The 22,435-nt window shown below is 52.9% G+C and carries 29 protein-coding genes; 27 read left to right on the top strand and 2 right to left on the bottom strand.

All coding sequences use genetic code 11. The annotated features are described in order from the left end of the window. Window positions 1–107: 107 nt before the first annotated feature. The 16 genes from BWI76_RS15670 (at window position 108) to BWI76_RS15590 (ending at window position 11,808) form a co-directional block, all read left to right on the top strand. On the top strand, window positions 108–308 hold the full coding sequence (locus tag BWI76_RS15670; protein WP_004136199.1) for a hypothetical protein: 201 nt from the start codon (window positions 108–110) through the stop codon (window positions 306–308). 274 nt (window positions 309–582) lie between these two features. Next, window positions 583–1,230, top strand: coding sequence for a putative metallopeptidase (locus BWI76_RS15665; RefSeq protein ID WP_004136201.1), 648 nt, complete (start codon window positions 583–585; stop codon window positions 1,228–1,230). A 31-nt stretch (window positions 1,231–1,261) separates the two neighbouring features. Continuing rightward, entirely contained in the window at window positions 1,262–1,741 is a 480-nt protein-coding gene (locus tag BWI76_RS15660; protein ID WP_004136202.1) for a DUF2280 domain-containing protein, read from the top strand. Continuing rightward, on the top strand, window positions 1,728–3,206 hold the full coding sequence (locus BWI76_RS15655) for a hypothetical protein (RefSeq protein ID WP_004136203.1): 1,479 nt from the start codon (window positions 1,728–1,730) through the stop codon (window positions 3,204–3,206). The genes BWI76_RS15660 and BWI76_RS15655 overlap by 14 nt, the downstream gene beginning before the upstream one ends. 14 nt (window positions 3,207–3,220) lie before the next feature. Further along, window positions 3,221–4,570, top strand: coding sequence for an anti-CBASS protein Acb1 family protein (locus tag BWI76_RS15650; RefSeq protein ID WP_004136205.1), 1,350 nt, complete (start codon window positions 3,221–3,223; stop codon window positions 4,568–4,570). Continuing rightward, window positions 4,530–5,456 (top strand): phage minor head protein, encoded by a 927-nt coding sequence (locus tag BWI76_RS15645; RefSeq protein WP_004136206.1) that lies wholly within the window; start codon window positions 4,530–4,532, stop codon window positions 5,454–5,456. Before BWI76_RS15650 ends, BWI76_RS15645 begins: the two co-directional genes overlap by 41 nt. Window positions 5,457–5,459: 3 nt before the next feature. Next, window positions 5,460–6,725, top strand: a complete 1,266-nt coding sequence (locus BWI76_RS15640) for a hypothetical protein (RefSeq protein ID WP_004136207.1) — start codon at window positions 5,460–5,462, stop codon at window positions 6,723–6,725. Window positions 6,726–6,737: 12 nt separating this feature from the next. Next, window positions 6,738–7,184, top strand: coding sequence for a hypothetical protein (locus tag BWI76_RS15635; protein WP_004136208.1), 447 nt, complete (start codon window positions 6,738–6,740; stop codon window positions 7,182–7,184). A gap of 17 nt (window positions 7,185–7,201) precedes the next feature. Further along, window positions 7,202–8,278: a major capsid protein gene (locus BWI76_RS15630; protein WP_004136209.1), complete on the top strand. Its 1,077-nt coding sequence runs from the start codon at window positions 7,202–7,204 to the stop codon at window positions 8,276–8,278. 9 nt (window positions 8,279–8,287) lie between these two features. After that, a complete protein-coding gene (locus BWI76_RS15625; protein ID WP_004136210.1) occupies window positions 8,288–8,470 on the top strand; it encodes a hypothetical protein in 183 nt (60 codons plus the stop codon). Window positions 8,471–8,530: 60 nt separating this feature from the next. Then, complete coding sequence (locus tag BWI76_RS15620) at window positions 8,531–8,932, top strand: hypothetical protein (protein WP_004136211.1); 402 nt, start codon at window positions 8,531–8,533, stop codon at window positions 8,930–8,932. 172 nt (window positions 8,933–9,104) lie between these two features. Beyond that, complete coding sequence (locus BWI76_RS15610) at window positions 9,105–9,467, top strand: hypothetical protein (RefSeq protein ID WP_064371839.1); 363 nt, start codon at window positions 9,105–9,107, stop codon at window positions 9,465–9,467. A 2-nt stretch (window positions 9,468–9,469) separates the two neighbouring features. Further along, window positions 9,470–9,838 (top strand): hypothetical protein, encoded by a 369-nt coding sequence (locus BWI76_RS15605; RefSeq protein WP_004136216.1) that lies wholly within the window; start codon window positions 9,470–9,472, stop codon window positions 9,836–9,838. Continuing rightward, on the top strand, window positions 9,835–10,218 hold the full coding sequence (locus BWI76_RS15600) for a hypothetical protein (protein ID WP_004136217.1): 384 nt from the start codon (window positions 9,835–9,837) through the stop codon (window positions 10,216–10,218). Before BWI76_RS15605 ends, BWI76_RS15600 begins: the two co-directional genes overlap by 4 nt. A gap of 58 nt (window positions 10,219–10,276) precedes the next feature. Next, window positions 10,277–11,041, top strand: coding sequence for an immunoglobulin domain-containing protein (locus BWI76_RS15595; protein ID WP_004136219.1), 765 nt, complete (start codon window positions 10,277–10,279; stop codon window positions 11,039–11,041). A 59-nt stretch (window positions 11,042–11,100) separates the two neighbouring features. Beyond that, entirely contained in the window at window positions 11,101–11,808 is a 708-nt protein-coding gene (locus BWI76_RS15590; protein ID WP_004136221.1) for a DUF6246 family protein, read from the top strand. Between the two features lie 182 nt (window positions 11,809–11,990). Here the strand turns inward: BWI76_RS15590 and BWI76_RS15585 are convergent, their stop codons facing one another. After that, on the bottom strand, window positions 11,991–12,353 hold the full coding sequence (locus BWI76_RS15585) for an Arc family DNA-binding protein (RefSeq protein WP_064371783.1): 363 nt from the start codon (window positions 12,351–12,353) through the stop codon (window positions 11,991–11,993). 112 nt (window positions 12,354–12,465) lie between these two features. Here BWI76_RS15585 and BWI76_RS15580 point away from each other — a divergent pair, with 112 nt between their 5' ends. From BWI76_RS15580 to BWI76_RS15550, 7 genes are all read left to right on the top strand, one after another. Continuing rightward, the gene (locus BWI76_RS15580) at window positions 12,466–12,639 is read left to right on the top strand and encodes an Arc family DNA-binding protein (RefSeq protein WP_004136225.1); all 174 of its coding nucleotides are present in this window, start codon (window positions 12,466–12,468) and stop codon (window positions 12,637–12,639) included. Then, window positions 12,629–13,348 carry a P22AR C-terminal domain-containing protein gene (locus tag BWI76_RS15575; protein ID WP_004136228.1) on the top strand — a complete coding sequence of 240 codons (720 nt, stop codon included), beginning with the start codon at window positions 12,629–12,631 and terminating at the stop codon, window positions 13,346–13,348. Before BWI76_RS15580 ends, BWI76_RS15575 begins: the two co-directional genes overlap by 11 nt. A gap of 67 nt (window positions 13,349–13,415) precedes the next feature. After that, window positions 13,416–14,189: an ORF6N domain-containing protein gene (locus BWI76_RS15570; protein WP_004136230.1), complete on the top strand. Its 774-nt coding sequence runs from the start codon at window positions 13,416–13,418 to the stop codon at window positions 14,187–14,189. 78 nt (window positions 14,190–14,267) lie between these two features. Continuing rightward, window positions 14,268–14,480, top strand: coding sequence for a hypothetical protein (locus tag BWI76_RS15565; protein WP_004136232.1), 213 nt, complete (start codon window positions 14,268–14,270; stop codon window positions 14,478–14,480). Window positions 14,481–14,554: 74 nt separating this feature from the next. Beyond that, entirely contained in the window at window positions 14,555–14,887 is a 333-nt protein-coding gene (locus BWI76_RS15560) for a hypothetical protein (RefSeq protein WP_004136234.1), read from the top strand. Then, the gene (locus BWI76_RS15555) at window positions 14,884–15,354 is read left to right on the top strand and encodes a hypothetical protein (RefSeq protein ID WP_004136236.1); all 471 of its coding nucleotides are present in this window, start codon (window positions 14,884–14,886) and stop codon (window positions 15,352–15,354) included. Before BWI76_RS15560 ends, BWI76_RS15555 begins: the two co-directional genes overlap by 4 nt. A 91-nt stretch (window positions 15,355–15,445) precedes the next feature. Further along, window positions 15,446–18,106, top strand: a complete 2,661-nt coding sequence (locus BWI76_RS15550; protein WP_004136238.1) for a hypothetical protein — start codon at window positions 15,446–15,448, stop codon at window positions 18,104–18,106. A gap of 118 nt (window positions 18,107–18,224) precedes the next feature. Here BWI76_RS15550 and BWI76_RS28785 read toward each other — a convergent pair whose 3' ends face one another. Continuing rightward, window positions 18,225–18,437: an ECs_2282 family putative zinc-binding protein gene (locus BWI76_RS28785; protein WP_411816196.1), complete on the bottom strand. Its 213-nt coding sequence runs from the start codon at window positions 18,435–18,437 to the stop codon at window positions 18,225–18,227. A gap of 114 nt (window positions 18,438–18,551) precedes the next feature. Here BWI76_RS28785 and BWI76_RS15540 point away from each other — a divergent pair, with 114 nt between their 5' ends. Genes BWI76_RS15540 through BWI76_RS15525 form a run of 4 tightly spaced genes read left to right on the top strand, consistent with a single transcriptional unit; the run spans window position 18,552 to window position 22,354 of the window. After that, complete coding sequence (locus BWI76_RS15540; protein ID WP_064371782.1) at window positions 18,552–19,028, top strand: hypothetical protein; 477 nt, start codon at window positions 18,552–18,554, stop codon at window positions 19,026–19,028. Next, window positions 19,028–19,498, top strand: coding sequence for a hypothetical protein (locus tag BWI76_RS15535; protein ID WP_004136244.1), 471 nt, complete (start codon window positions 19,028–19,030; stop codon window positions 19,496–19,498). Before BWI76_RS15540 ends, BWI76_RS15535 begins: the two co-directional genes overlap by 1 nt. Next, window positions 19,495–19,890 carry an NlpC/P60 family protein gene (locus tag BWI76_RS15530; protein WP_004136246.1) on the top strand — a complete coding sequence of 132 codons (396 nt, stop codon included), beginning with the start codon at window positions 19,495–19,497 and terminating at the stop codon, window positions 19,888–19,890. The genes BWI76_RS15535 and BWI76_RS15530 overlap by 4 nt, the downstream gene beginning before the upstream one ends. Further along, a complete protein-coding gene (locus tag BWI76_RS15525; protein WP_004136248.1) occupies window positions 19,877–22,354 on the top strand; it encodes a MoaD/ThiS family protein in 2,478 nt (825 codons plus the stop codon). The genes BWI76_RS15530 and BWI76_RS15525 overlap by 14 nt, the downstream gene beginning before the upstream one ends. The last annotated feature ends 81 nt before the right edge of the window (window positions 22,355–22,435 follow it).

Genomic DNA, 22,435 nt, shown 5'->3' with positions numbered 1-22,435 from the left:
GCTGTTATTACTGCTGTTATGCGTGTCATACGTCCTGACAACTAGCATGAATCAAACCAAGGTCGCCAGTGGCGGCCTTTTTTATTACCAGAAGCAGGAGAAGAAGCATGTTAACAGTAAAAGTGATGTCGCCTGGTGGCGGTGAAGAAATTCATTGTGGACTGAGCGTTGGCTTCAACCCCAACCAGCAGAGTATTGCCGTATCGGGAATGGACCAGAACGTATTCCTGAAGCAGGGAGAAGTGGCCTACGTGATGAACGCAAACGGCAAGACCATTTCACGTTACGAACACCTGGAACGACAGTAGGCATTACAGAAGCTCTTCAGCGAAGGGCTTCGATAATGCTTACCCGACAAGAAGCATAGATCTGGTGTCGACCAAAGAGGTGATCCACATCTTGACGGCTCGCAAAGACGAGAAGTGACTGAGCAACTCTGAGAAGAAGTGGCAATGTCGCGTTTATAAACTTCTGCAAATGGTGCCGGTAAAGTGCCATTGACAGAGTTTTATGTAAGTTTCATGAGTTACCGGTTAAACAATTCCCCGGTAAGTATCCGAACAACCCAGAGGAATGTTCTGTATGGCTGAAGTTGAAGACCGCCGACCATTCCCTCCCGTCAACTTCATTGGCGAAAACTGGCTACCGTATACGCGGATTATCCCGGCTACTGAAATCGGAGAGTGGGTAAATCAGCACATACTCTCTGATGAAGGCCGGCTCCATAATCCTGACCACGAACACCTCGCTAATGCACTCGCTGACGCTGATATCTCGTTTATGTGGGCGTCAGGTGCATTCACCAAAAGTGGCCGCATTGTGCTTGGTCAGTGTGAGCAGGTAATGATGCGCGCCGGCGGCTGGCAGAAGTCTCGCATGGAACAGCAGATGCATGAATGGTTCGCCCGCATACCGAAGTTCATCATAACCCTGGCTGCCGACTACTGCGAGCAATGCAACGACGTCGAATTCTGCGCACTGGTTGAGCATGAGCTTTACCACATCGCACAGGCAACCGATGACTTTGGCGCGCCGAAGTTCAACAAAGAGACCGGGATGCCGGTTCTGAAGCTTCGCGGCCATGACGTCGAAGAGTTCGTTGGTGTGGTCCGGCGTTACGGCGCCAGCAAAGACGTGCAGGAAATGGTAGATGCGGCGAACAGGCCAGCGGAGGTTGCTCATATCGATGTTGCCAGGGCTTGCGGGACGTGCATGCTGAAACTGGCTTAATAATTGGACTGTACTGGACGGATGGTGAAACATGGCTGCACTAAAACCAGAAGTGAAAGCCTACATCATTCAGATGCTTGCGTGCTATGACACACCCTCACAGGTGGTCGATGCTGTCCAGAAAGACTTTGGTATCGCCATCACCCGGCAGCAGGTCGAAACTCACGACCCGACAAAGGTCAGCGGTAAGACTCTCGCCAAAAAATGGGTCGACATGTTCAACGCCACCCGCGACCGCTTCCTCAATGAAATTTCCGACATCCCAATCGCCAATAAGGCCTACCGTTTGCGCGTCCTGCAGCGAATGTCGACGAATGCCGAGAACATGAAGAACATCGGCATGACCGCGCAGCTGCTGGAGCAGGCGGCGAAAGAGGTCGGCGAAGCATATACCAACAGGCAGAAAGTGGAGCACACCGGCGCAAATGGTGGCCCGATAGAATCGACCACCCTGACGAAGGACGAATACAAGAAAGCTCGACAGGAGATGCTGGAGGATGACGACTGTTGAGCAGCGGAACTTTGCCCGCAAGATAGAGTGTGAAGAGGACGGGCTCTACTACTCCCGCTATTTCTTTAAGCAGCGTACCGGCGGCAAGATGATCATCGCGCCGCACCACCTGGCGATACAGCGCGCGCTCGACCAGGTTATTAGTGGCGAGATTACGCGGCTGGTTATCAACGTTCCGCCAGGCTACACCAAGACGGAGCTGGCAACCATCAACATGATGGGCCGGGGGTTAGCGCTGAATAAGCGCGCCCGTTTCATGCACCTGTCCTACTCGCACAATCTGGCACTTCTGAACTCGTCAACTGCTCGCGGTATGATTAAGTCAAAGCTCTATCAGGCAATGTGGCCGATGGAGTTGCGCGACGATGCCGACAGTAAGGCGATGTGGTGGAACGAGCACGGCGGCGGAGTTTATGCGTCGTCTGCCGCAGGGCAGGTTACAGGATTTCGAGCCGGACATATGGAGCCGGGATGGCAGGGCGCGCTGATCATTGATGACCCCGTTAAACCTGACGATGCTTATTCAGATATCGTTCGTAACGGAGTCAACAACCGCTTTAACGAGACAATCAAATCACGACTGGCGATCGAAACTACGCCGATAATCGTGATTATGCAGCGTATCCACTACCACGATCTGAGCGGCTATCTGTTGCGTGGAGGGAGTGGCGAAAAATGGCATCACCTGAATCTGCCGGTGATTATCGACAATAGCCAGCCATACGCTGCACAGTACCCAGAAAACACCCACGCTATACCGATTGACCACGGGCTGCCCGATGGCTGGCTATGGCCGTTTAAGCATAACGAATCGCACCGCGTATCTCTGTTCTCTCACAGACGCACTGCCGAAGCGCAGTATATGCAGAAGCCACGCAGGTTTAATGCTGAAGGAGCCCTGTGGACAGAGGTGATGATCAGCGCGGCTCGCGATCTGCAAATTCATCACGATAAGGTTCGAACAGTTGTCGCCATTGACCCACAGGCAACTAATAGCGACGAAAGCGATGAAACTGGGATTGTTGTTGCCAGTTCATATGGTGCCGGTGACAAAAAACAGTTCTCTGTGGATGGAGATTACAGCGGCAAATATTCACCTGCTGGGTGGGCCAAGAAAGCCATATCGGCTTATGAGCAGCACGAAGCTGACGCGATAGTCATTGAAACGAACCAGGGCGGCGATATGGCGGAGGAGACGCTCCGCAACGCCGGGTTTAAAGGTCGCATCATCCGTGTCCATGCCAGTAAAGGGAAATATGCTCGAGCTGAACCAATCTCTGCGCTATACGAACAGGGGCGCGTGGCAAATCACGGCAATCTCTACGTGTTGGAGAACCAGTTGATGGAATACATCCCCGCCACCGCGAAGAAATCACCTGACCGCCTCGACGCGATGGTTTACGCACTGACTGAACTGAATGGATCGCAGCCTATGGGGATGATGATTCCGAAACGTCTTCGCTAACCAACGGACAAACCATGACTGACAAATTAACTCTCGCCGTCAACCATGCGTTGAACGATGCGCTGATGGCGCGTGCCCGTATGGGGATGCTGAACCCCACGATGGGGCTTGATAATAAACGCGGCTCTGCGTGGTGTGAATATGGCTTTCCCGAGCAGATCACTTACGACAATCTCTATTCCCTGTACCGGCGCGGTGGTATCGCTCATGGTGCGGTAGAAAAGCTCGTCGGTAAATGCTGGCAGACTAACCCGGAAATTATCGAGGGCGACGACGCCGACGAAACCGAAGATGAAACCGCATGGGAAAGGAAGGCGAAACAGGTATTCACTAACCGGTTCTGGCGCTCGTTTGCTGAGGCAGATCGCCGCCGTTTGGTAGGCAAGTATGCCGGCATTCTGCTGCACGTTCGCGACAACCAGGACTGGAATCTACCGGTAACAAGAGGGCGCGGGCTTGAGAAAATAACCGTTGCCTGGGCTGGCTCTCTCACCGTGGGCGAATGGGATACCGGCCTTAATTCGAAGACCTACGGTCTGCCCAAGATGTGGCAGTACACGGAAAGGCTGCCTAACGGTGCGAGCCGCCGCGTCAATATCCACCCTGACAGGGTATTCATCCTTGGTGACTATACCGATGATGCGATCGGCTTCCTTGAGCCATCCTATAACGCCTTTGTCAGCCTGGAAAAAGTTGAAGGTGGTTCTGGTGAGTCGTTCCTGAAGAACGCAGCGCGCCAGTTAGCGCTCAGCTTCGATAAAGACATCGACTTTGGCAGCCTCGCGTCGATGTACAACGTCAGCGTTGACGAATTGCAGGACAGGTTTAACGAAGCCGCGCGCGAGATGAACCGTGGGAATGACGTGCTGCTTTCCCTGCAAGGAGCGAGCGTAACATCTCTGGTGTCGCCGGTTTCCGATCCGTCACCAACCTATGACGTTAACCTGCAAACGGCCGCCGCCGGGGTAGATATCCCGACGCGAATTCTTGTTGGCAACCAGCAGGCAGAACGGTCGAGCACTGAAGACCAGAAATATTTCAATTCTCGCTGCCAGGCGCGCCGGGTAGATCTCTCATTCGAGATAGAGGACTTCTGCGACAAGCTTATTGACCTGAAGATAATCGACTCTGTGAGCCAGAAAGCTGTTATTTGGGATGATCTAAACGAGCAGAGCGGTGCTGAAAAACTCGCTAACGCCAAAGTAATGGGCGAGGTTAACCAGACCATGCAGGGTAGTGGCGAAAATCCTGCGTTTACCCGCGAAGAGATTCGCACGGCCGCCGGTTACGAAAATGACGACGAAGAGCCGTTAGGAGAAGAGGATGGTAGCGAAGAAGACGAAGCCGCCGATTCTACCGCGTAACTATCAGGACCCGACCGGAGCCGATGCGCTGGAACGCCGGGCAATTAAAGACTTCGCCAGGCGGATGAATAAGATTGGCAAAGCGTACAAATCAGCACTCGACAAAATACCTTCCTCCCTCGCAATAAACGCCAGGTACGAATACCAGCTAAACCCAACATTACTCTCCATCATCCTGAATGATGCCAGTTATCTGGTAGATCAGGTGCTGCTGGATGGTAATGAGTACGACCTGTGGTTTTACGAGTATGTCGATTTGGCGTCAGAGAAAGGTACAGGACAGTCATTCTACAACCTTAGCCAGCAGTCGCCGGTGTATGCCGCCGGGCGTGAATCACTGGCCTCCATCCTCGCAAGTGACCCATACCAGCAGCGCATGGCTCTGGTACATGCGCGTGTGTTTGAGGAAATGAAAGGCTTGAGTGCAGAAGTGAAGCGCGATATGGCGCGAGTGCTGACCGATGGTGTTGGCCGTGGGCTTAACCCGAGAGAGGTGGCTCGGAACCTGACCGAGCAGGTGGGCATAGAGAAAAGGCGGGCCAACCGCATAGCGCGCACAGAAGTCACCACGGCGCTACGGCGGGCCAAATGGGACGAGGACGACGAAGCTCAGCAACTCTACGGCCTGAAAACCCGACTGCTTCACATTTCTGCGCTGTCTCCGACAACTCGCCGGAATCATGCCGCTCGGCATGCTCATCTCTACACAAATGAAGAGGTTCGAGAATGGTACGCGAAGGATGCGAATTCCATAAATTGCAAGTGCAGCCAACAGTCTGTGCTCGTTGATGACAGCGGTAACCCGGTGTATCCGGACGTCATCACCAAACTTAAACAGGAATATAAAACGATGCAGGCGCGCGGTTATGCCTGGTCTAAGGGGTAACTCATGCCTATTCAGGTAAACATCACTACCCGGGTGAACAGCCAGTCGATCCGTCGAGAAACCTACAACGGTCGCGACCACCTGGTGCTTCCCAGCTACACGCTGCCAGCCAACGTTGTTATGAATGGTGGGCTCTATTCCGCTTCAGAAATTGATGCTCACTATAAGGGGCTTGAAGGCACCCTGGCACCGCTCGGTCATCCGCAGGTTAACGGCCAGTTTGTATCCGCTTTCTCCCCTGAGGGGATTAATGCCGGTCACATCGGGGCGTGGAACCGCAACGTTAAGAAGTCCGGTAATCGCATCTACCTGGAAAAGTGGGTTGATGTCGCCCGCGCTGAGGAATCAGAGGGTGGGCGTGAATTGCTTGAACGAGTCGAAGCCATTGAGCGCGGCGAAGACGTCCCACCCATTCACACCAGTGTGGCGGCATTCCTCGATCAACTTGAACCAAATGAACAGCAGCGCGCTACCGGAGCCGAGTGGGTAGCGAAGATCCACAGCATGGACCATGACGCGATTCTCCTACACGAGGTAGGGGCCGCCACCCCTGAGCAGGGTGTTGGCCTGATGGTTAACGCTGACATGGCGCAGCCGCTGAAAGCAAACTCTGGTGCGCTGGTAGGTGAATCTTACCGGGAGCGCGAGCAGCGCCTTGATCGGGCAGCCAAAGCCAAGTTTGCGCCGGGATCAGATGAATACGCATGGATTGCAGACTTCACTGATTCTCAGGCGGTGGTTATCCGCAACGGCGGCAAGGCTGAGGTTTACGGCTATTCCACTGAGGGTGGGAAAATCACCTTTGACGACACAGGAACTGCAGTGCAGCGGCAGGAGTCGTGGGTCGCCGTCGTTGCTAACAAGTTCAAATCATTATTTACACCGCAGGAACAGCCTGCAACAAACCACCAAACGGAGGGCGACATGCCTTTAACCAAAGAAGAACTGGAACAAATCGGCAGCATGATTGGCCAGGCTGTTGCGACCAATACCGAAAAGGCGCTGAAGCCTCTGACGGATAAAGTTGACGCGCTGCAGGTCAACCAGGACAAACTCTCGGAAGCTCTGACCGCCAACTCCCGCGCTGAAGAGAAAACCAAGCGTGATGCAGTGGCGAAGGTTCACGGTGAGATCGTTGCGAATGCGCTGACAGGTGAAGCGCTTGAAGCGATGTACAAATCGCTGGGTGAAGCTGCAGTTCTCGGTACTAACGCAGGTCAGCAGCATAAAACAACCGGCGCGCCGACCGCTGAAGAACATTTCAAATAAGGAGCCGCAATAATGGCACGTTATCGTCGCATTAATATCGACGGTCAGTCTCTGTACAAGACCGAAACCCGAACTACTGCCGCTGCGTTGCTTCCTGGTACCGCCGCAACCATTAACTCATCTGGAAAGTTTGCGCAGGCCACCGCGCTAACCGGCCGCCTGTACATCATTGATGTCGGTTACCACCAGGGCCTGAACATCACTGAAGCAATCCCGTCCGGGGACTCCGCAGTAGGCAACTACGTAGAAGAAGGCCGCGAACTTGCTCTGCGCTGCTTGCCGGGTGCGTATAAGAAAGATAGCCCGATCAAGCTCGGCACCGCTGGTCAATTCACCCTTGCGACATCTGACACTGACTCGGTGATCGGCTATAGCCAGGACGAATACACCATCGCTGCAAGTACCACCGATTACATCCGCGTGCGTATGCGCGTTGGTACCGTTGCCGCTGGCGCATAACAAAAGGATAACCAGATATGTATTTCTCCAAAGAGACGCTGGCGACTAACTCCCGCCTTGTTGGTCACTGGAACGAGCTGTGGGCTAACCGCAATATGTGGAACCTGCAGAACGATTCCATTATTGCGGCTAACCGCGCGATTATGACGCCGGAAATGTTGGCCTGTAACGCAGTAGGCGGGTTTACTCGCGACTTCTGGGCTGAGATTGACCGTCAAGTGCTGCAGCTGCGCGATCAGGAAGTAGGGATTGAAATCGTTAACGACCTGATCGGTGTGCAGACTGTCCTTTCTGTCGGCAAAACTGCGAAACTGTATAACGTTGTCGGCGATATCGCTGATGATGTTTCTGTCAGCATTGACGGCCAGGCGCCGTTCTCCTTCGACCACACTGAATACGCCAGCGATGGTGACCCGATCCCGGTATTCACCGCGGGTTACGGCGTTAACTGGCGCCATGCAGCTGGCATGAACTCGGTCGGCATTGACCTGGTTCTGGATTCGCAGATGGCGAAGATGCGCAAATTCAACCAGAAGCGCGTTAACTACTACCTGAACGGAGACGCCAACATTCAGGTGCAGTCCTACCCGGCGCAAGGTATCAAGAACCACCGCAACACCAAAAAGCTTAACCTGGGCTCTGGTGCGGGCGGCGCAAACCTTGACCTGACCACCGCAACCATGACTCAGTTGTTTGAGTTCTTCGGTAAAGGTGCGTTCGGCACTCTGGCCCGCGCTAACAAAGTTGCAGCGTACGACGTGATGTGGGTATCCCCGGAAATCTGGGCGAACCTCGCGCAGCCGTATGTCGTCAACGGTGTAGTCAGCGGAACCGTCCTGCAGGCTGTCCTGCCGTTCGCGCCGGTTCGTGAAGTCCGTCCTACCTTCGCCCTCAGCGGAAACGAGTTCATCGCATATGTGCGCCGTCAGGACGTCATTTCCCCGCTGGTTGGCATGGCCGTTGGCGTTGTTCCGCTGCCTCGTCCACTGCCGAACGTTAACTACAACTTCCAGATTATGTCTGCTGAAGGGCTGCAAATCACCGCAGACGAGCAGGGCCTGTCTGGCGTTGTCTACGGCGCTAACCTGGCGTAAGGGGATGGCATGGCTAAGTACCAGGTCATTAAGCCGTGGCATGGCGTAAGCGCTGGTCAGGTGGTTGAAATGGAGTGGTTGCACCCTTCATTAAAGCCACACGTAATGCTGATTAGTGAAGGGGATTTAACCCCCGCGACGCCAGAGGCCAAAACAAGCCGGAAGCGTAAAGCAGAAAGCGAAGAAGAATAGCCGCGAAAGCGGTTTTTTTACGCCCTGTGAAAACGGGGCTTAATTCTCACGGAGTCGATAATGGTCACTCTCGAACAGGCTAAGGAATCCCTCAGCGGGCAGGGCATCGAGATCCCCGACTTTGTCCTGCAGGCGTTCATTGACCAGGCAAACAGCATTCAGGAATGTCTCGATGCGCATTATCCAACATCAACTGCGTTGCTCATTCAGCTTTACTTGCTGGCTCTAATGGGGCTAGGGAGTGGAGATAAGTACATTTCCAGCCAGACAGCGCCCAGCGGAGCGTCTCGCTCTTTCCGGTACCAGTCATTTTCAGACCGATGGAAGGCCTCTGTAAACCTCCTTCGCGGCCTGGATAAATACGGATGCGCTGCCGGCTTGATTCCTGCCGACCCTACGGCGACGCCTGCTTTTGCGGGGATTTGGATCGGCAAAGGCGGCTGCATGTGCGGGAGTAAGTGATGGTGTGGATTTCAGTTCAGCAACGGCTGCCGCGGAGGTTCTCCCGGGTGTGGGTGATGACCGACACGGGCGAGCAAACGACGGCGTACGTGAAAAGCGACGGGGAGTGGTTCATTAACTGCGCCCGCATACGGGCCACAGGCGCCGCTGTGCTGCGATGGAGGGAATAGCTTTGAGCTCAGTTGCGAATTGGAGTTACACCGCGACAGCGACAATCTGGCGGCGCATACGCGATGCTGACGGTAGCGATGCCGACGGCGGAGGTCAGCCGTACGGGTGGGAAGCGCCGATCGCTATCCTCTGCGACTACCAGGGCGGCCTCTCTGCAAAAATCGGTGACATTGGCCAGGAAATCGTGGTTAAAAACACGATATGGAGCGAGTACGCAACGGCGCGGGAGGGAGACTATATCCTTATTGGCGCGTCTGCAGTTGCAGCGCCACCGGATGAGGCTGACGAAATACGCCAGATTGTCCGGTTCGCCGATACGTTCGAACGGGTCGCTGATGACTACGCAATCATTACACAGGTGTGATTATGGGCGCTAAAGTACGCGGCATCCGACAGGCTAAGGCCAATCTCGACCGCATCATTAAGGACGTGCAGGGGCGTAAAGTAGTGCGCGCGTTGCAGTCGGCGATGCTCATCGGTAGCGCACAAGCGGCGCTCTACACCCCGATCGACACGTCGACGCTTATCAATAGCCAGTTCCGGGAAATCACCGCGAACGGCGTGCGGGTTACCGGGCGCGTTGGCTACACGGCGTCTTATGCGGTGTTTGTTCACGACCCTGAAGTGAAGCAAAACTTCCGGCGCGCGACTGCGCAGAAAGAGTTCTTAACGAAGGGCTTCGAGGACACCCGCAGCCAGATTGATGCGGCGGTTAAAAAGGAGCTTTCGCTATGACACCTCCCATGTACATGCGCCTTAAAGACCTGTTTCTGGCTGAAGGCCTGACGGCGGACTTTAAGGTGCAATGGCGGCAATGGCGCGATACCGGGAAGGCAGCCGATCAGTTCATCGTGTTCCGGCCTTCCGGCGGCACCGACATCATCTACGACCTCGGCGGCGACTGGTATGTGATGGTCGACGTTGTTTCCTCGAAAACTAATCCAGATGCTGCTGACGCCGCGGTGAATGCCATCGTTGAATACGTCAGTGCGCAATCTGGTGCTGATGACTGCGTCGGCGCGTTGCGGCTTGTCGGCAATGTCCCGGCGGCTATACCAACCGAAGAGGGCAGGCTAGTTACCAGGCTGCTCATCTCCTGCACATACGGCGAATAATCGCCAGAATCCCCCATCAGGCTGCCATATGGCGGCCTTTTTTAATTGAGAGGCATACATGCAAGGCTGCGCTAATGATACCGGCAAGCTGATTGGGAAGGCGGCCGTGCTCCGCATGGCTATGGGCTGTGCGGATACGGTCCCTGCGCTTTCTGAATGGAAACGCCTGGGGGCGTTAACCACGAAAGGTTTCGACTACTCCATGAATACCGTCACCTCTGAGGCTGACGATACGAAAGGATTGGTTGAGAACCTGGTCAACAACATGGATCTCACCATCTCCGGGGAAGGTGAGTTCCGCAAAAAAGATAAAACGACTGAAATCGGCGCCATCGCTATCTCGAAATATATTTTCGATGAAGTGCAGGCTGGCCGCCAGCCGACGATCTGGGTTCGCTTCGACTTTACTGGCGAAGACGCCGGCACCTACATCATGGGGTATTTCAGCACCACTTCATGGTCTGGTGACTTCGGTACTTCCGACATCTCGACCTTCTCCGGTGAGTGGAAAGTTGCCGACGCGGACACCGTCGTATTTGAAGTCGCTCCGCCGGCGCTGGCATTCACCACGAACCTGACGGCGACTAAATCCATTGCTACTGGCTCCGCTCTTAACATGCAGGTGGTCGTTGAAGGCGGCACGTCTCCATACACCTACGTGTGGAAAAAAGACGGTTCCGTCGTCAGCGGTCAAACCACGGCTACGTTTAACAAAGCGAGCGCCGTATCTGGTGACGCCGGGGTTTATACCTGTGAGGTCACCGATTCCTCAGCGACACCGGTCAAAATCACCTCGGTGGCGTGCACGGTCACGATCAGCTAACCACGTCGTGAATAGTACAAAGGGCGTTCTGCGCCCTTGATACTGTTTATGGAGCGACTATGACCCCGATTAAAGAATTAGGCGAATGCGTTATCGGTACCGGTGATCGGGAATTCTTTTTCCGGCCGTCGTTTCGCAACATGGCACGCATTGGAGAGCCGGAGGAGATTGTTCAGGCGTTCTATGACCTGTGCAATGATGAGGCGACGCCATTCGTGCGGCGCGTATCTGAGGCCTATATCCGCGATGAGTACAGCCGAATTCCTGATTGCGTCCTGCGGTTTATGCAAAGCGGGCTCCTGTCACGCAAAGCGATCATGGCTGCTCACACGGTACTGACAGCATGTTGTGACGATGATATCGGCGATTTGGTTGGATGGATGAAGCCGGGGAAATCACGCAAGCGTGGCTTTGTCTGGCGCCCGGGCAGCATGCCGCCGGAGAATATGGTCATCGTCGCGCAAAACCTGATGGTGCACGGCATCGTCGGCAAAGCGAAGGTGCGCAAGCTGCAGCGTTACGAAACGAACGAGACAACCGCAGAATTCCGCGCAGCCGACTACATCATGGCGGCCCGTAACCATTTCGGCATAAGCCGGGAAGAGGCTGAGAACCTCACGATGACAGAGTTCGCAATGATGATTAACGCCAAATACCCAAATCAGAACGGCTTCACGCGCGAAGAGTACGACACGGTCATGGACGAAGACGAGCGCCGCTGGCAGACGATGATGGAAAGACAGGCAAATAAGCAATCAAGGAATTAGCAATTCGTGCTATTGAAAAATTTTTTTTCACTCATCCAGGTTCACCATAGTTAATCACATCTCATCATAGTTAATGATAGATAACTTAGCGTAAATGGATGAAATTTATGACCTATTTACATGAGCGACGGCAGGCGCTTTAATGGCTCCAGCAGCCGCTCTTTAACAATTAGTTGGGGATTTTACTTTTCGTGATCCAGGTATCCCATACGCCTACCAAGTATTGCTGCAAGTCTTCTTGCGTGCTCTTCACCTTCGCGCAGGATTTCTGCTGTGAACGGATCTTTTTTCGCAAGAGCGTTTAAGAATATCTCTTTTTCTTCAGGCGTAGAGGTTGCATTAAAAGCAGCCTGAGTTGAGTCGAAGTCAACCAGATCGCTTTCAGAAATAGCCTTATCGGTATCAAGCGCTTCTTGAAGTATCTGAACGATCTCTGAGTTCATTGACCTGCCGTTAGCCTTAGCGCGTTCAGCTATTGCTTCACGCATTCCTGAGGGCAGCCTTACGTTAAACCTGTCCATTTCTTGGCTAGGGAATCTGCTCATAAGTCCTCAAATTTGCAATTTTGACGACAAACAATAGCACCAACTTGACATTGTTTTAAATGGTGCTAAATTGGTTGTAGAACCAAGTTGACACCATAGAAGGAGATAGTAGATGCAAGACGTACTCTATACCGGCCGTAAAAATGATAGCTTCCAGCTACGCCTGCCTGAGCGAATGAAGGAGGATATCCGGCGCTTAGCTGAGATGGACGGGATTTCGATTAATTCGGCGATTGTGCAGCGCTTAGCAAAAAGCCTGCGTGAGGAGCGCGTGAATGGTCAGTAAAAACAGCGAAGCCCGGAAGTGCGCTAACACTAACCGGGCTTCTATCGAAAATAACCGCGAAGGAAATATCGACATGAACAGTGTACAGAACAAAGAGCTAAGTTTCCACAATGTCACATTGGTGCCAGCTCCTGTTTCGGATGGTATTTGGCTGACATCGACAGATATCGCGAAAGCGCTCGGATATGCATCGCCAAAGAGTGTAACGAACATTTATTCCCGAAATTCAGATGAGTTCACAAGCAGCATGTCAATGGTCATCAAAATGATGACCAACGGAATAAACAATAACTTACGTGAAAAATCGGTCCGTGTGTTCTCTCTACGTGGTTGCCATCTAATCGCGATGTTTGCCACTACCGATAAGGCGAAAGAGTTCCGCCGCTGGGTGCTGGATGTTCTGGATCGGGAAGTGGCGCATTCGCCGATTGCGAAGCAGTTTACTGACGATGAACTTTCATCCCTTGCCTGGCTGTGGCGAGCGAGTGACATCATGCTGACAGCCTGTGAGAGCGTTACTCCATTACTTAAGGTAGCCGAGCATCGACAGGCCGGGCACTTTCACACGATCGGCCAGGAGTTGCCACGGACAATCAACAAGGCCAAGGAGATCATTAAGCGCGAGACAGCGCATATCGAATTTCACCCATGGAAGGATGATAACTGGAGCAGGGTATTGCCTCACCTGCGTCGGGAAATGTTGCAATGATGCACAAAGAAAAGCCGGTAGTTACGAGCTACCGGCTATCCATAAATCTGTCATAAGGGTCCAACCAATGACTTCATTTAATTTAGCAGTTCATGAACCAAATGTCGATCCCCAGCCGTTGCCGGTGATTGAATGGAAGGGTTTGCGTGTTGTTACGACTGAAACGCTGGCCGCAGGTTATGGTTCGGATGAGGCTAACATTAGAAAAAACCTTTCGCGCAACGCCAGCCGCTTCATTGAGGGCATTCACATCTTCACCATCAAAGGCCAAGAGTTGAAGGATTTGCGAGTGACTAATAGTCACGCACAAATTTCGAGCAAAGCCCGCTCTGTTGTTTTATGGACCGAGAAGGGCGCCGCCCGCATGTCTAAGATTGTCGATACCGATGAAGCTTGGTCATTCTTCGAGCGATTGGAGGATTCATATTTCAGACCAGGCCAATCTTTTGGCGTCCCATTGACCTACGAAGCAGCTCTCGAAGATCTTCTGTTGAAGGTGAAAGAGAATCGCATTATTGCTGAGCAGCGTGATAGAGCTGTAAAGGAAAAGCTATGGATTTCAGAGAAAAGGGAAGCTACCGCGATGGCTACAGCGTCTGCGGAAAAGCGCAAAGCTAACGCACTAGCAGCGAAACTTGGCGAGTGTAAAAAGCATGCGACTATCAAGGCTGTGCAGCGCGCTACAGGAAAGCCTTTTAGCCACTGGCCTATGAAAAAATGGTGCGCCGCAAATGGAATGGTACCGAAGGACGTTCCAGATGAAACGTATGGCACCGTTAAGTCTTGGCCGGCAGAAGCCTGGAAAGCGGTGAATGATGTTGACCTTCGCAAACTGTTTTAACCCGAAGCATTAATTAGTGCTTTGGCTTCCAAACCCGCTTAACTGCGGGTTTTGTCGTTACCGCTAGATGGTGAAAAAATGAATAATAAAATAAACGGCATTGTGGATGTAGGTGAAAAACAAGAGAGTTCAACCCCAGGCGAGCCCGCGGAGCTTGGTGGTATAGGGGCCGATATTAAATCCATGGAAAATAGGATTGTTGACAAAATGGACGAAAATCAGAAGTGGCTGGTTGGCCTTTTGGTATCGGCAATACTGGTGCCTTTGTTCATCGCGTTGGTTACTAAGTAGCGCTGCGGCGGGTTTTGTCGTATCGCTTCCCCTCTGCTACGATTGCCGCATCATTTACTGATGGGGATAGGGATATGAGCGAACAAGAACAGTTACAGCGCCTGGGTGAAGAAATCGCCAGGGCATATTTACGGCACCTAAAAGAAACAACCGGCGGCGACACGGTGACTTATGACGGAGTTACCAAGACCGTTGTTTTTGAAAATCTGGTCTTCGGGTTGGTTGGGGTGGCTCATACCAATGCGAGAAAGCATCCTGATGATCCTGTTTTGAAGGACCCGCACAAGCATTTATCACAGATGATTAACCTCTTCTCGCGCCCATACACGCTAACCGATTTCGGTCTGCGCGTTATAGAAATGATGAATGAGAAGTCTATTCATAAAGAGCGCGGGGTAGCGATGTGAGGCGGCTAATCATTATCGGGCTACTTTTCTTGTCACACTTTTGTTATGCAAAATCTGATACTCAGATCATTAATGATGCAAAAGAGGCAGTAAGAAAAGAGCTATCTCAGAAGTATAAGCCGGGAGACTGCGAAAGATGGCGATTACTTGAGGCTAGCGGTAAAGCCAGAAGTGGATCTGCTGTCATTATTTGTGACAGTAATTTCAACCCATTGTTAGGACTGGATTTCTCAGAGATAAAGGTTTTCAGGAATGAAAACTCAAACGCTGTCTGTGGTATTGTCTCGGGACATACCGATATAAGTAAAATTGGAGGTCGGTTCGTTTATACAGATGGTGATGCAGGGCATGTTTTCATTAAGAAATCAAAAGAGCCTGCTTTCTTATCTGATAAGAGCGAGAGCGGTCGCAATATGTTGAAGTTACTGGATCAACAATTAAAAATTGAGTCCAGAAGCTGCGGCTAATGCAGAGTACGTAATTGGCAAATAATTACGAAACTTTCGTAGACAACACAAACCTCGCTCCGGCGGGGTTTTTTATTGCCCGGAGAAAGGTATGGCTGAAGGTGAAAATCTTGGCGGAGTATACATTGAGATTGAGGCCGATGTTGCAAAATTGCTTACTGGTCAGCAGCAGGCGAATAAAGCCCTAGATAACATTGGCGATAATGCACAAAAAACATCAGGGCAATTCAAAAAGCTTGATACGCAACTTAATGCTACCTCGAAAGTGATGTCTTCAGGGTTGAAGGGAGGCGTTCAGCAGGCAGGTTATCAGATCCAGGACTTCATCGTTCAGGTCCAAGGTGGTCAATCTGCATTGGTAGCATTTAGTCAGCAAGGGTCGCAGCTGGCTGGGGCATTCGGGCCGGGTGGTGCTATCGTCGGGGCGCTAATCGCGCTTGGAACTGTTGTTGCAGGGACTTTAATTTCTTCTCTTAATGGTGGCAAAAGTGCAATGGATGCGCTTAAAGATGCCGCCGAGAGGATGAATGATGTTATCTCTATTTCTACTCAGGGTATCGCTGCACTTTCAGACAAATACGCAAACCTTGCTAGAGTGAATGCTACCGCTGCAACATTACTCAGAAATCAGGCTGCGATTGAATACAATCAGGCAATTTCAAAGATACCTAAAGCCATCGGTGATGCCGCTGACTCCTTCCTTTCATTTGGCGATAAAGCTATTTCAGCTTTTGGTGGTGGTTATGCATCAATTGACGGATTCAACGATCGGCTTAAGTCGCTAAATATCACGACAGATGATTACAAATCTGCGATGAATCAGGCGTATGGCGCGGGACAGGCGTTCTCGGCAACAGCCAATAGCATCGGCAATACTGTCGGTGCCGTAGCCTCTAGATTGGGTATTTCTGAAGAGGCGGCGTTTGGTCTTACTAAGCAACTCGCCGATCTAAGCGATAACCCATCACCTCAGGCTCTGCAGACTTTAGCGTTAAGAATTGGCGATATGATTTCGTCATCAAAAAACGCCAAGCCGGAGTTAGTAGAGCTTTACAACAAGATAGTAGACCTTTCCACCGGAGCATCTCAGGCGGCCTTTAACTTTGAAATGTTGAAGAAGTCCACTGATAACCTAACCGCCGGGCAAAAAAGCTTAATTCAGCAGTCCGAGAGGAATCTGGCGCTCTCTAAACTACAAGGTGCCGCAAGGGCAAAATTAGCGGCTCAATATGCAGCTGAGGACGCGGGATTCTCGAAAGACGATCCGCACACCAAGCGAATGATGGATGATGCTGCCGCGACTTACACCAATCTCGATTCGCATAAGAAGCTGACAGCGGAGCAGAAGAAAGGTGAGAGTCAGGCAGAGAGAAATGCAAAAGTTGTTGAAGAGTACAGCCAGAAAGCGAAATTGGCCGCCGATTCGACAAGCGAACTCTCGCGCGAACAGGCAATACTGGCAGCAAAACAGAAGTTAACGAACGCCACACCACAACAGGTTGCTCAAGTTGAACGTGATGCGGCGGCTGCATGGGATACGGCGAACGCCCTTAAAGCCCAGGCCGCTGCACAAAAGCTCCTCCCTGAAACAAGAGAGAACGCCTCTTATCAGCAGGATATGAAGGATCTTAAAACTGCTCTTGATGGGAAAAGGATAACCCAGCAGCAATATGACCAAACCAGTGAGCAGTTAGAGGCTCAGCACCAGGCCAACCTTGCCAAAATACGCTCGCAGAAGGTGGTTAACCCAACCCAGCAGGCACTTGCCGAAGTTGACCCGGTGCAGCAGTTGGCCAACCAGCACGCGCAGGAGCTGGCGCTGATTCAGCAGTTTGAGCAGCAGGGCGTTTTGGCCCATCAGAACGCGCTGGCCCTCAAAAACGCAGCCGACACGCAGTACGAGCAGCAGAGGACCGCAGCTCAATGGGAAATCCTCAGCCAGCAAAGCCTCGGCTATAACATGCTGACGAGTGCGGTGGATGCCTTTAGCGGGAATGCATCAAACGCCATTACTGGGCTACTAACCGGCACAATGTCAGCACAGGAGGCTATGAGTTCCCTCAGCAACACCATTCTGAACAGTGTGATTAACAGCATCGTCCAGGTAGGTGTGGAGATGCTGAAAAACTTTATCATCGGGCAGACAATCGGGGCTGCATCCACTGCAAATGGGTTGATACAGGCAGCGCTGCTGACAAACGCATGGACTCCAGCAGCTTACGCTGCATCAGTGGCAACTGGCGGAGCTGCTGCCAAGGTCGGTGCTGTTGCCTATGGTTCTGGGCTGGCAACATCAATGGCTCTGGGTAACGTTGCTGGCGGCCGTAAGAACGGAGGTCCGGTTACTGCAGGAAATGTTTACCCAGTAGGTGAGGGAGATTTACCTGAGTTCATGCAGACCCGTAAGGGATTATTCATGATACCTGGCGATAACGGCACTGTGTTTAGCAACAAAGACGTTACTGGCGGTATGCCACGTATCAAGAAGCCCTCGACGGGTAGTGAATATCAAAGCCAGAGCAGCGGCAGCAGCGATTCAACAGGTTCGCAATCGTCGAAGCCAATAGAAATCAACTTCCAGTTCTATGACCAGACGACAGGCGGGCAGCATTCATTTGAGGCGCAGGCTATGCAGGAAGGTAATGTGGTGACGGTTGATGCGTTCTTAAATGATCTTGACCGTGGCGGCCCGATGACATCTGGCATCAAAGACAGGTTCGGGCTTTCTGTAAAAGCTAACGGCGCTTACTAAACCAAACCCGCTCCGGCGGGTTTTTTAATGGAGTAGATAAATGGAAGATAAAAAATTGCTGGCATCCATATCGGTCGACACCAGCGAGGCTCAATCGCAACTTGATAGCCTAATCTCCTTACTTGAGCTTAAATTTGGTTCCCTTCAGTCTGTCCCTGAGCGTATCTACGAGGAAATCCTTGCCGTGGCGAAAGACATCGTTTTTGCTGATAGCCCTTCCGCAGGATGCACAGGACTCGACATTGTCTATGGTGTGCGGTTCGGCGCTAAATATGAATTGCTCACTGCCGCAATCAGGGCAGGAGAGTTTGACTCTGAATTTCTCTGACATATACCCCATCCTTTCTCTGTGTGAAAAACACACAGTAACAGTGGTACACATTTAGCAACATCCTGATATTCGATCAGTGCCGCAGCCGCGGCTTTTTTTATGCCCGGAGGAAACGTGGCAACAGTTTCATACCCGGATATGCTGCCGCTTCCTCAGCGCGCAGATCAGAACATGACGCAGGATACAGCCTGGCAGACGACGCAGACGGCAGTCGGTCCATTGATAATCACCCCGATCACCACGGACCTTAAGGCGACATGGTCGCTGCAGTGGAAATTCACGCTGCAGCAGGCCGAGCGATTTAAGTCGTGGCTCCGCTCACCGACGTACTGCGACCGTGGCCGTAACTGGTTCCAGATGCGGATTGATCTCGGCGATACGCAGGGCGTGCAGCTGCAGACGCTGCATTTCATCAGCATGCCGGTACAGACCAGCAAGAACGGCAATATCGTCACCTGGACCGCCAGCGTCATCTGTAACGGTATCGAGGACATCACCGAGGACTACGACGACTGGATCGTCGAGGCGCCAGAGAACTACGGCTACTGGCTGGATTACCTGGTTACTGCTGTTATGCCGAGGGCTGATTAATGCCGACTTTACGAGAGTGGAAAGAGCGCAGGCCGGCGAGCGATATCAAACAGACGGTGGAATTTTACCATCCGGCCTTTGGTTATTACCGGGTAGTCAATAACCTGTTCAGGCAGGCGACGTTTGGCGGAAACTCGTTCGAGCCAGCGCGATTCAGCGTGACCGAGCCGGCGCAGGACGGAACGGCGGTCATATCCATGACGATCACTTTTGTCGCCGCGACTGAGCATGTCCGGCAGACACTGAAAAGCTGGCGCGGGGCGGCGCGCATGACGCCGATAAAGTGCCTGTATCAGCAGTGGAATGCGATCGGTGACGCATCATCGCTGAAAGACTGGACGCTTTACGTGAACGACATTTCCGCCGACGCCAGTAACGTCACCGTGACCGCCGGAAAGACCAATCCGCTGACGCTGGCCAACTCCATAATCTACACCACGAAAGACTATCCAGGGCTGATCACCGTATGACGCAAGATGAATTTATCGGGCTTGTTAACGGCAAGCCCTGGGCTAACCGCGCCAGCAGTTTTGAGCAGATGGACTGCTGGGGCCTAGTGGTTCTCTATTACCGCCATGTGCTTGGCCTGGAGTTACATCACATCGCTGGTTACGAATCGGGCGCGGATTTCATCACCTGCTACGAACAGGAGCACGCCCACTGGCGGATTGTGCCGGTGGCGGCCACCGGATGCATCGCCGTTTTTTACCGCGGCGACGTGCCGGCGCATATCGGTGTGATGACCAGTCCGGTTAAGTGCCTGCATGCCCGCGGCGAATTCGGCTTCGTACGCTGCGACAGCCCGCTGGCATTACTGAAGGTTTACAGCAAAGTGGAGTACATGGTGCATGGTTCGATATGAATTGCAGCGACTGCCCGGCGCGCCGCTGCAGCGGGGAACGGTAGATGCCGGCACCACTCTGATGAGCCTCCTGGATTCTCTTCAGTTGCACCGAGATGTGGTCGTTAAACTGAATGGCCGCGCGCTGCCGGACGACTACGATATCAGTCGGCCACTGAGTGCTGGTGACGTCGTGGCGGTGTTCGACCAGCCGGAGGGCGGAGTCGGAAAACTGGTCACCACAATATTGCGTCCGGTATCAAAAATTCTGTCCGGTGCGCTGAAGGTATTCGGCCTGTCAAACAAACCCAGCGCTTCGGTATCGGTGGCTACAGGCGAATCCCCTAACAACGACTTAACCGGCCAGACGAACCGCGCGCGGCTCTACAAGGGGCGCCCAAACATTTACGGCCAGTGCCGCGTGTTTCCCGATTTGATTCAGGAAGCGCTGTTTGAGTTCGTCGACAATAACAAGCAGCTTACAGAATGGTTTGAGGTTGGTTACGGGCGGTACACCATTTCCTCGATCCGCTACTCAGAATCGAATCTCGGCAGCCTGGCGGGAGCGAGTTCTGCGATTTATAACCCGGGTGATGTGATCGGCACGATTGAAGTCGGCTATCAATTCGATGACGTCGATAACGAGACAGTCCCCGGCCTGAACGAAAGCCAGGACTTCCCGGCCCAGACCGCCACCACGACGGCGCCGACATCGGTGGCAATCGAGAGTAATCAGTTAAAGGCTGTCGTGCTGTCGAACGATGACAACTTTGCCTACTTCGCTGCGCTGGCGGTACCGCATCCTGTGTCATTCGTCATCAACGCCACCTGGAACGACGGTGGCACAAGCGTCACACGGAACGTCACCGGCGCCGGGAATATCATCTCCTCTGAGAGCTTTATTGGCGACGACACGCTTTCGTACACGACGTTTTATATCGGCGAACTCTCGGGAGAAATTACGTCTCTGCCGGGCAATGCAGTCATCAACCCGACGCTGTTCACGCTGAATGACCAGACCCCGCTGGTTATCGGGCCTTCAGTGTCGCCGATCGTCTCGACGCAGGTCTGGGTGCATGTGCTGGTTCAACTCGGCGCGACCGCCGGCACAACGCAGTACAGGATTAAGTTCTGGCAGGTCGATGACGATAACAATCAGGTGCCGGGCACATCCGAGCAACACGATTATTTCTTCGATAACGATTTCCAGGTGACGACCCGATATTTCCGGACAACGCATAAATTCACTCCGGCTGCCGGGGCGGGGCGTTATGCGGTGACAATCGAGCGACTCGACAACAGCAACGATGCCAACGTCGTGACGCTGATGGCGATCCACGCGGTGAACGTGCGGGAAAACGTCGTTTATCCGGAAGACACGATTGCCCGCATCACGATAAAGGGGCCGAACGACAGCAACTCAAACCGCGAGCAGAAGTACAACATGCTGGCGCAGCGGCATACCATTAGCTACGACCGGACGACCGGCGCGGTCGATTACACGCTGCGGCCGAGTCGTTCGTTTGCCGACGCTATCCTGCATGAGTGGGTGGTTGTCGGTAAGCAGGACGTAACAAGCCTGGATGTAGTCGCACTCTACGCAATCGCTGATTCTCTCTCAGAGGCTCAGCTTGGGTATTTCGATTACACCTTCTCGGATGAGAAACAGCCGTTGGGTGAGCGCATAGCGACGATCGCCAATGTGGCCCGCGTTGATGGCAATAATATTGGCGATGTGCTGACGTTCTGGCGCGATGAGAAAGTGACAAATCCGGATGCGGTTTTTGCGCGCTCAAACATGTTCTGGGACGAGTACAAAGTCGCCTGGCAAATGTCTCTCCCCGGCGGTTATGACGGCGTAGCGCTGGATTACGTTGACCCATTGACGAACAAGAAAGCGTACATCTACCTGCAGATCGACAGCAGCGGCATCACCGAGGTAGAGGATGCCACGGTTAACGCGATGCAGATCAGTCTGGATGGTTGCCGCAATCCTGCTCAAGCGACTGACCGGGCCTGGCTTGAGGCGAGAAAAATCCTCTACTCACGCCTGACCATGACGGTGAAAGTGCTGGAGGAAACGCAGGTAGTGCGAGGTACGGTGGTTCAGTGTCCGGACCTGTACGACAACGCGCAGCAGACCGGCTACATCACAGGTCGTACTGGCGATGTGTTCTCGACGTCAGAGCGTATCGATTTTTCTCTCGGCGATATGTGGGCGGTGATGACCGATAGTCTGGGAAATTATCGCGGCCGCTGGCGAGCCTATCCGGTAAGCGGCAAGGCCAAGGCATTTCAGGCTGCAGCCGATACCTTCGATTTGAACATATATGACCGCAGTACGGTGCAAAACCCCAGCCGGTATTTCATCGCTACCGACTCGGAACTGAACTCCACAATATGGCGCGTTGATAGTGCTAAACCCAACGGTGACGATACTCAAACACTTTCCCTGACTGAGTATTCCGACTCGATTTATCCGTAACACGCAGCAGTAATCACCAACCTTAGCGCACACCATCAGATTCAATTCTGAGGGCTTCGTGCGCCTTTTATAGGGCGACAT

The organism is Klebsiella sp. M5al, assembly GCF_002090195.1.
GTDB lineage: Bacteria > Pseudomonadota > Gammaproteobacteria > Enterobacterales > Enterobacteriaceae > Klebsiella > Klebsiella grimontii.
Note: the sequence above shows the minus strand (reverse complement) of the source record. Positions and strands in the feature narration are given on the sequence as shown.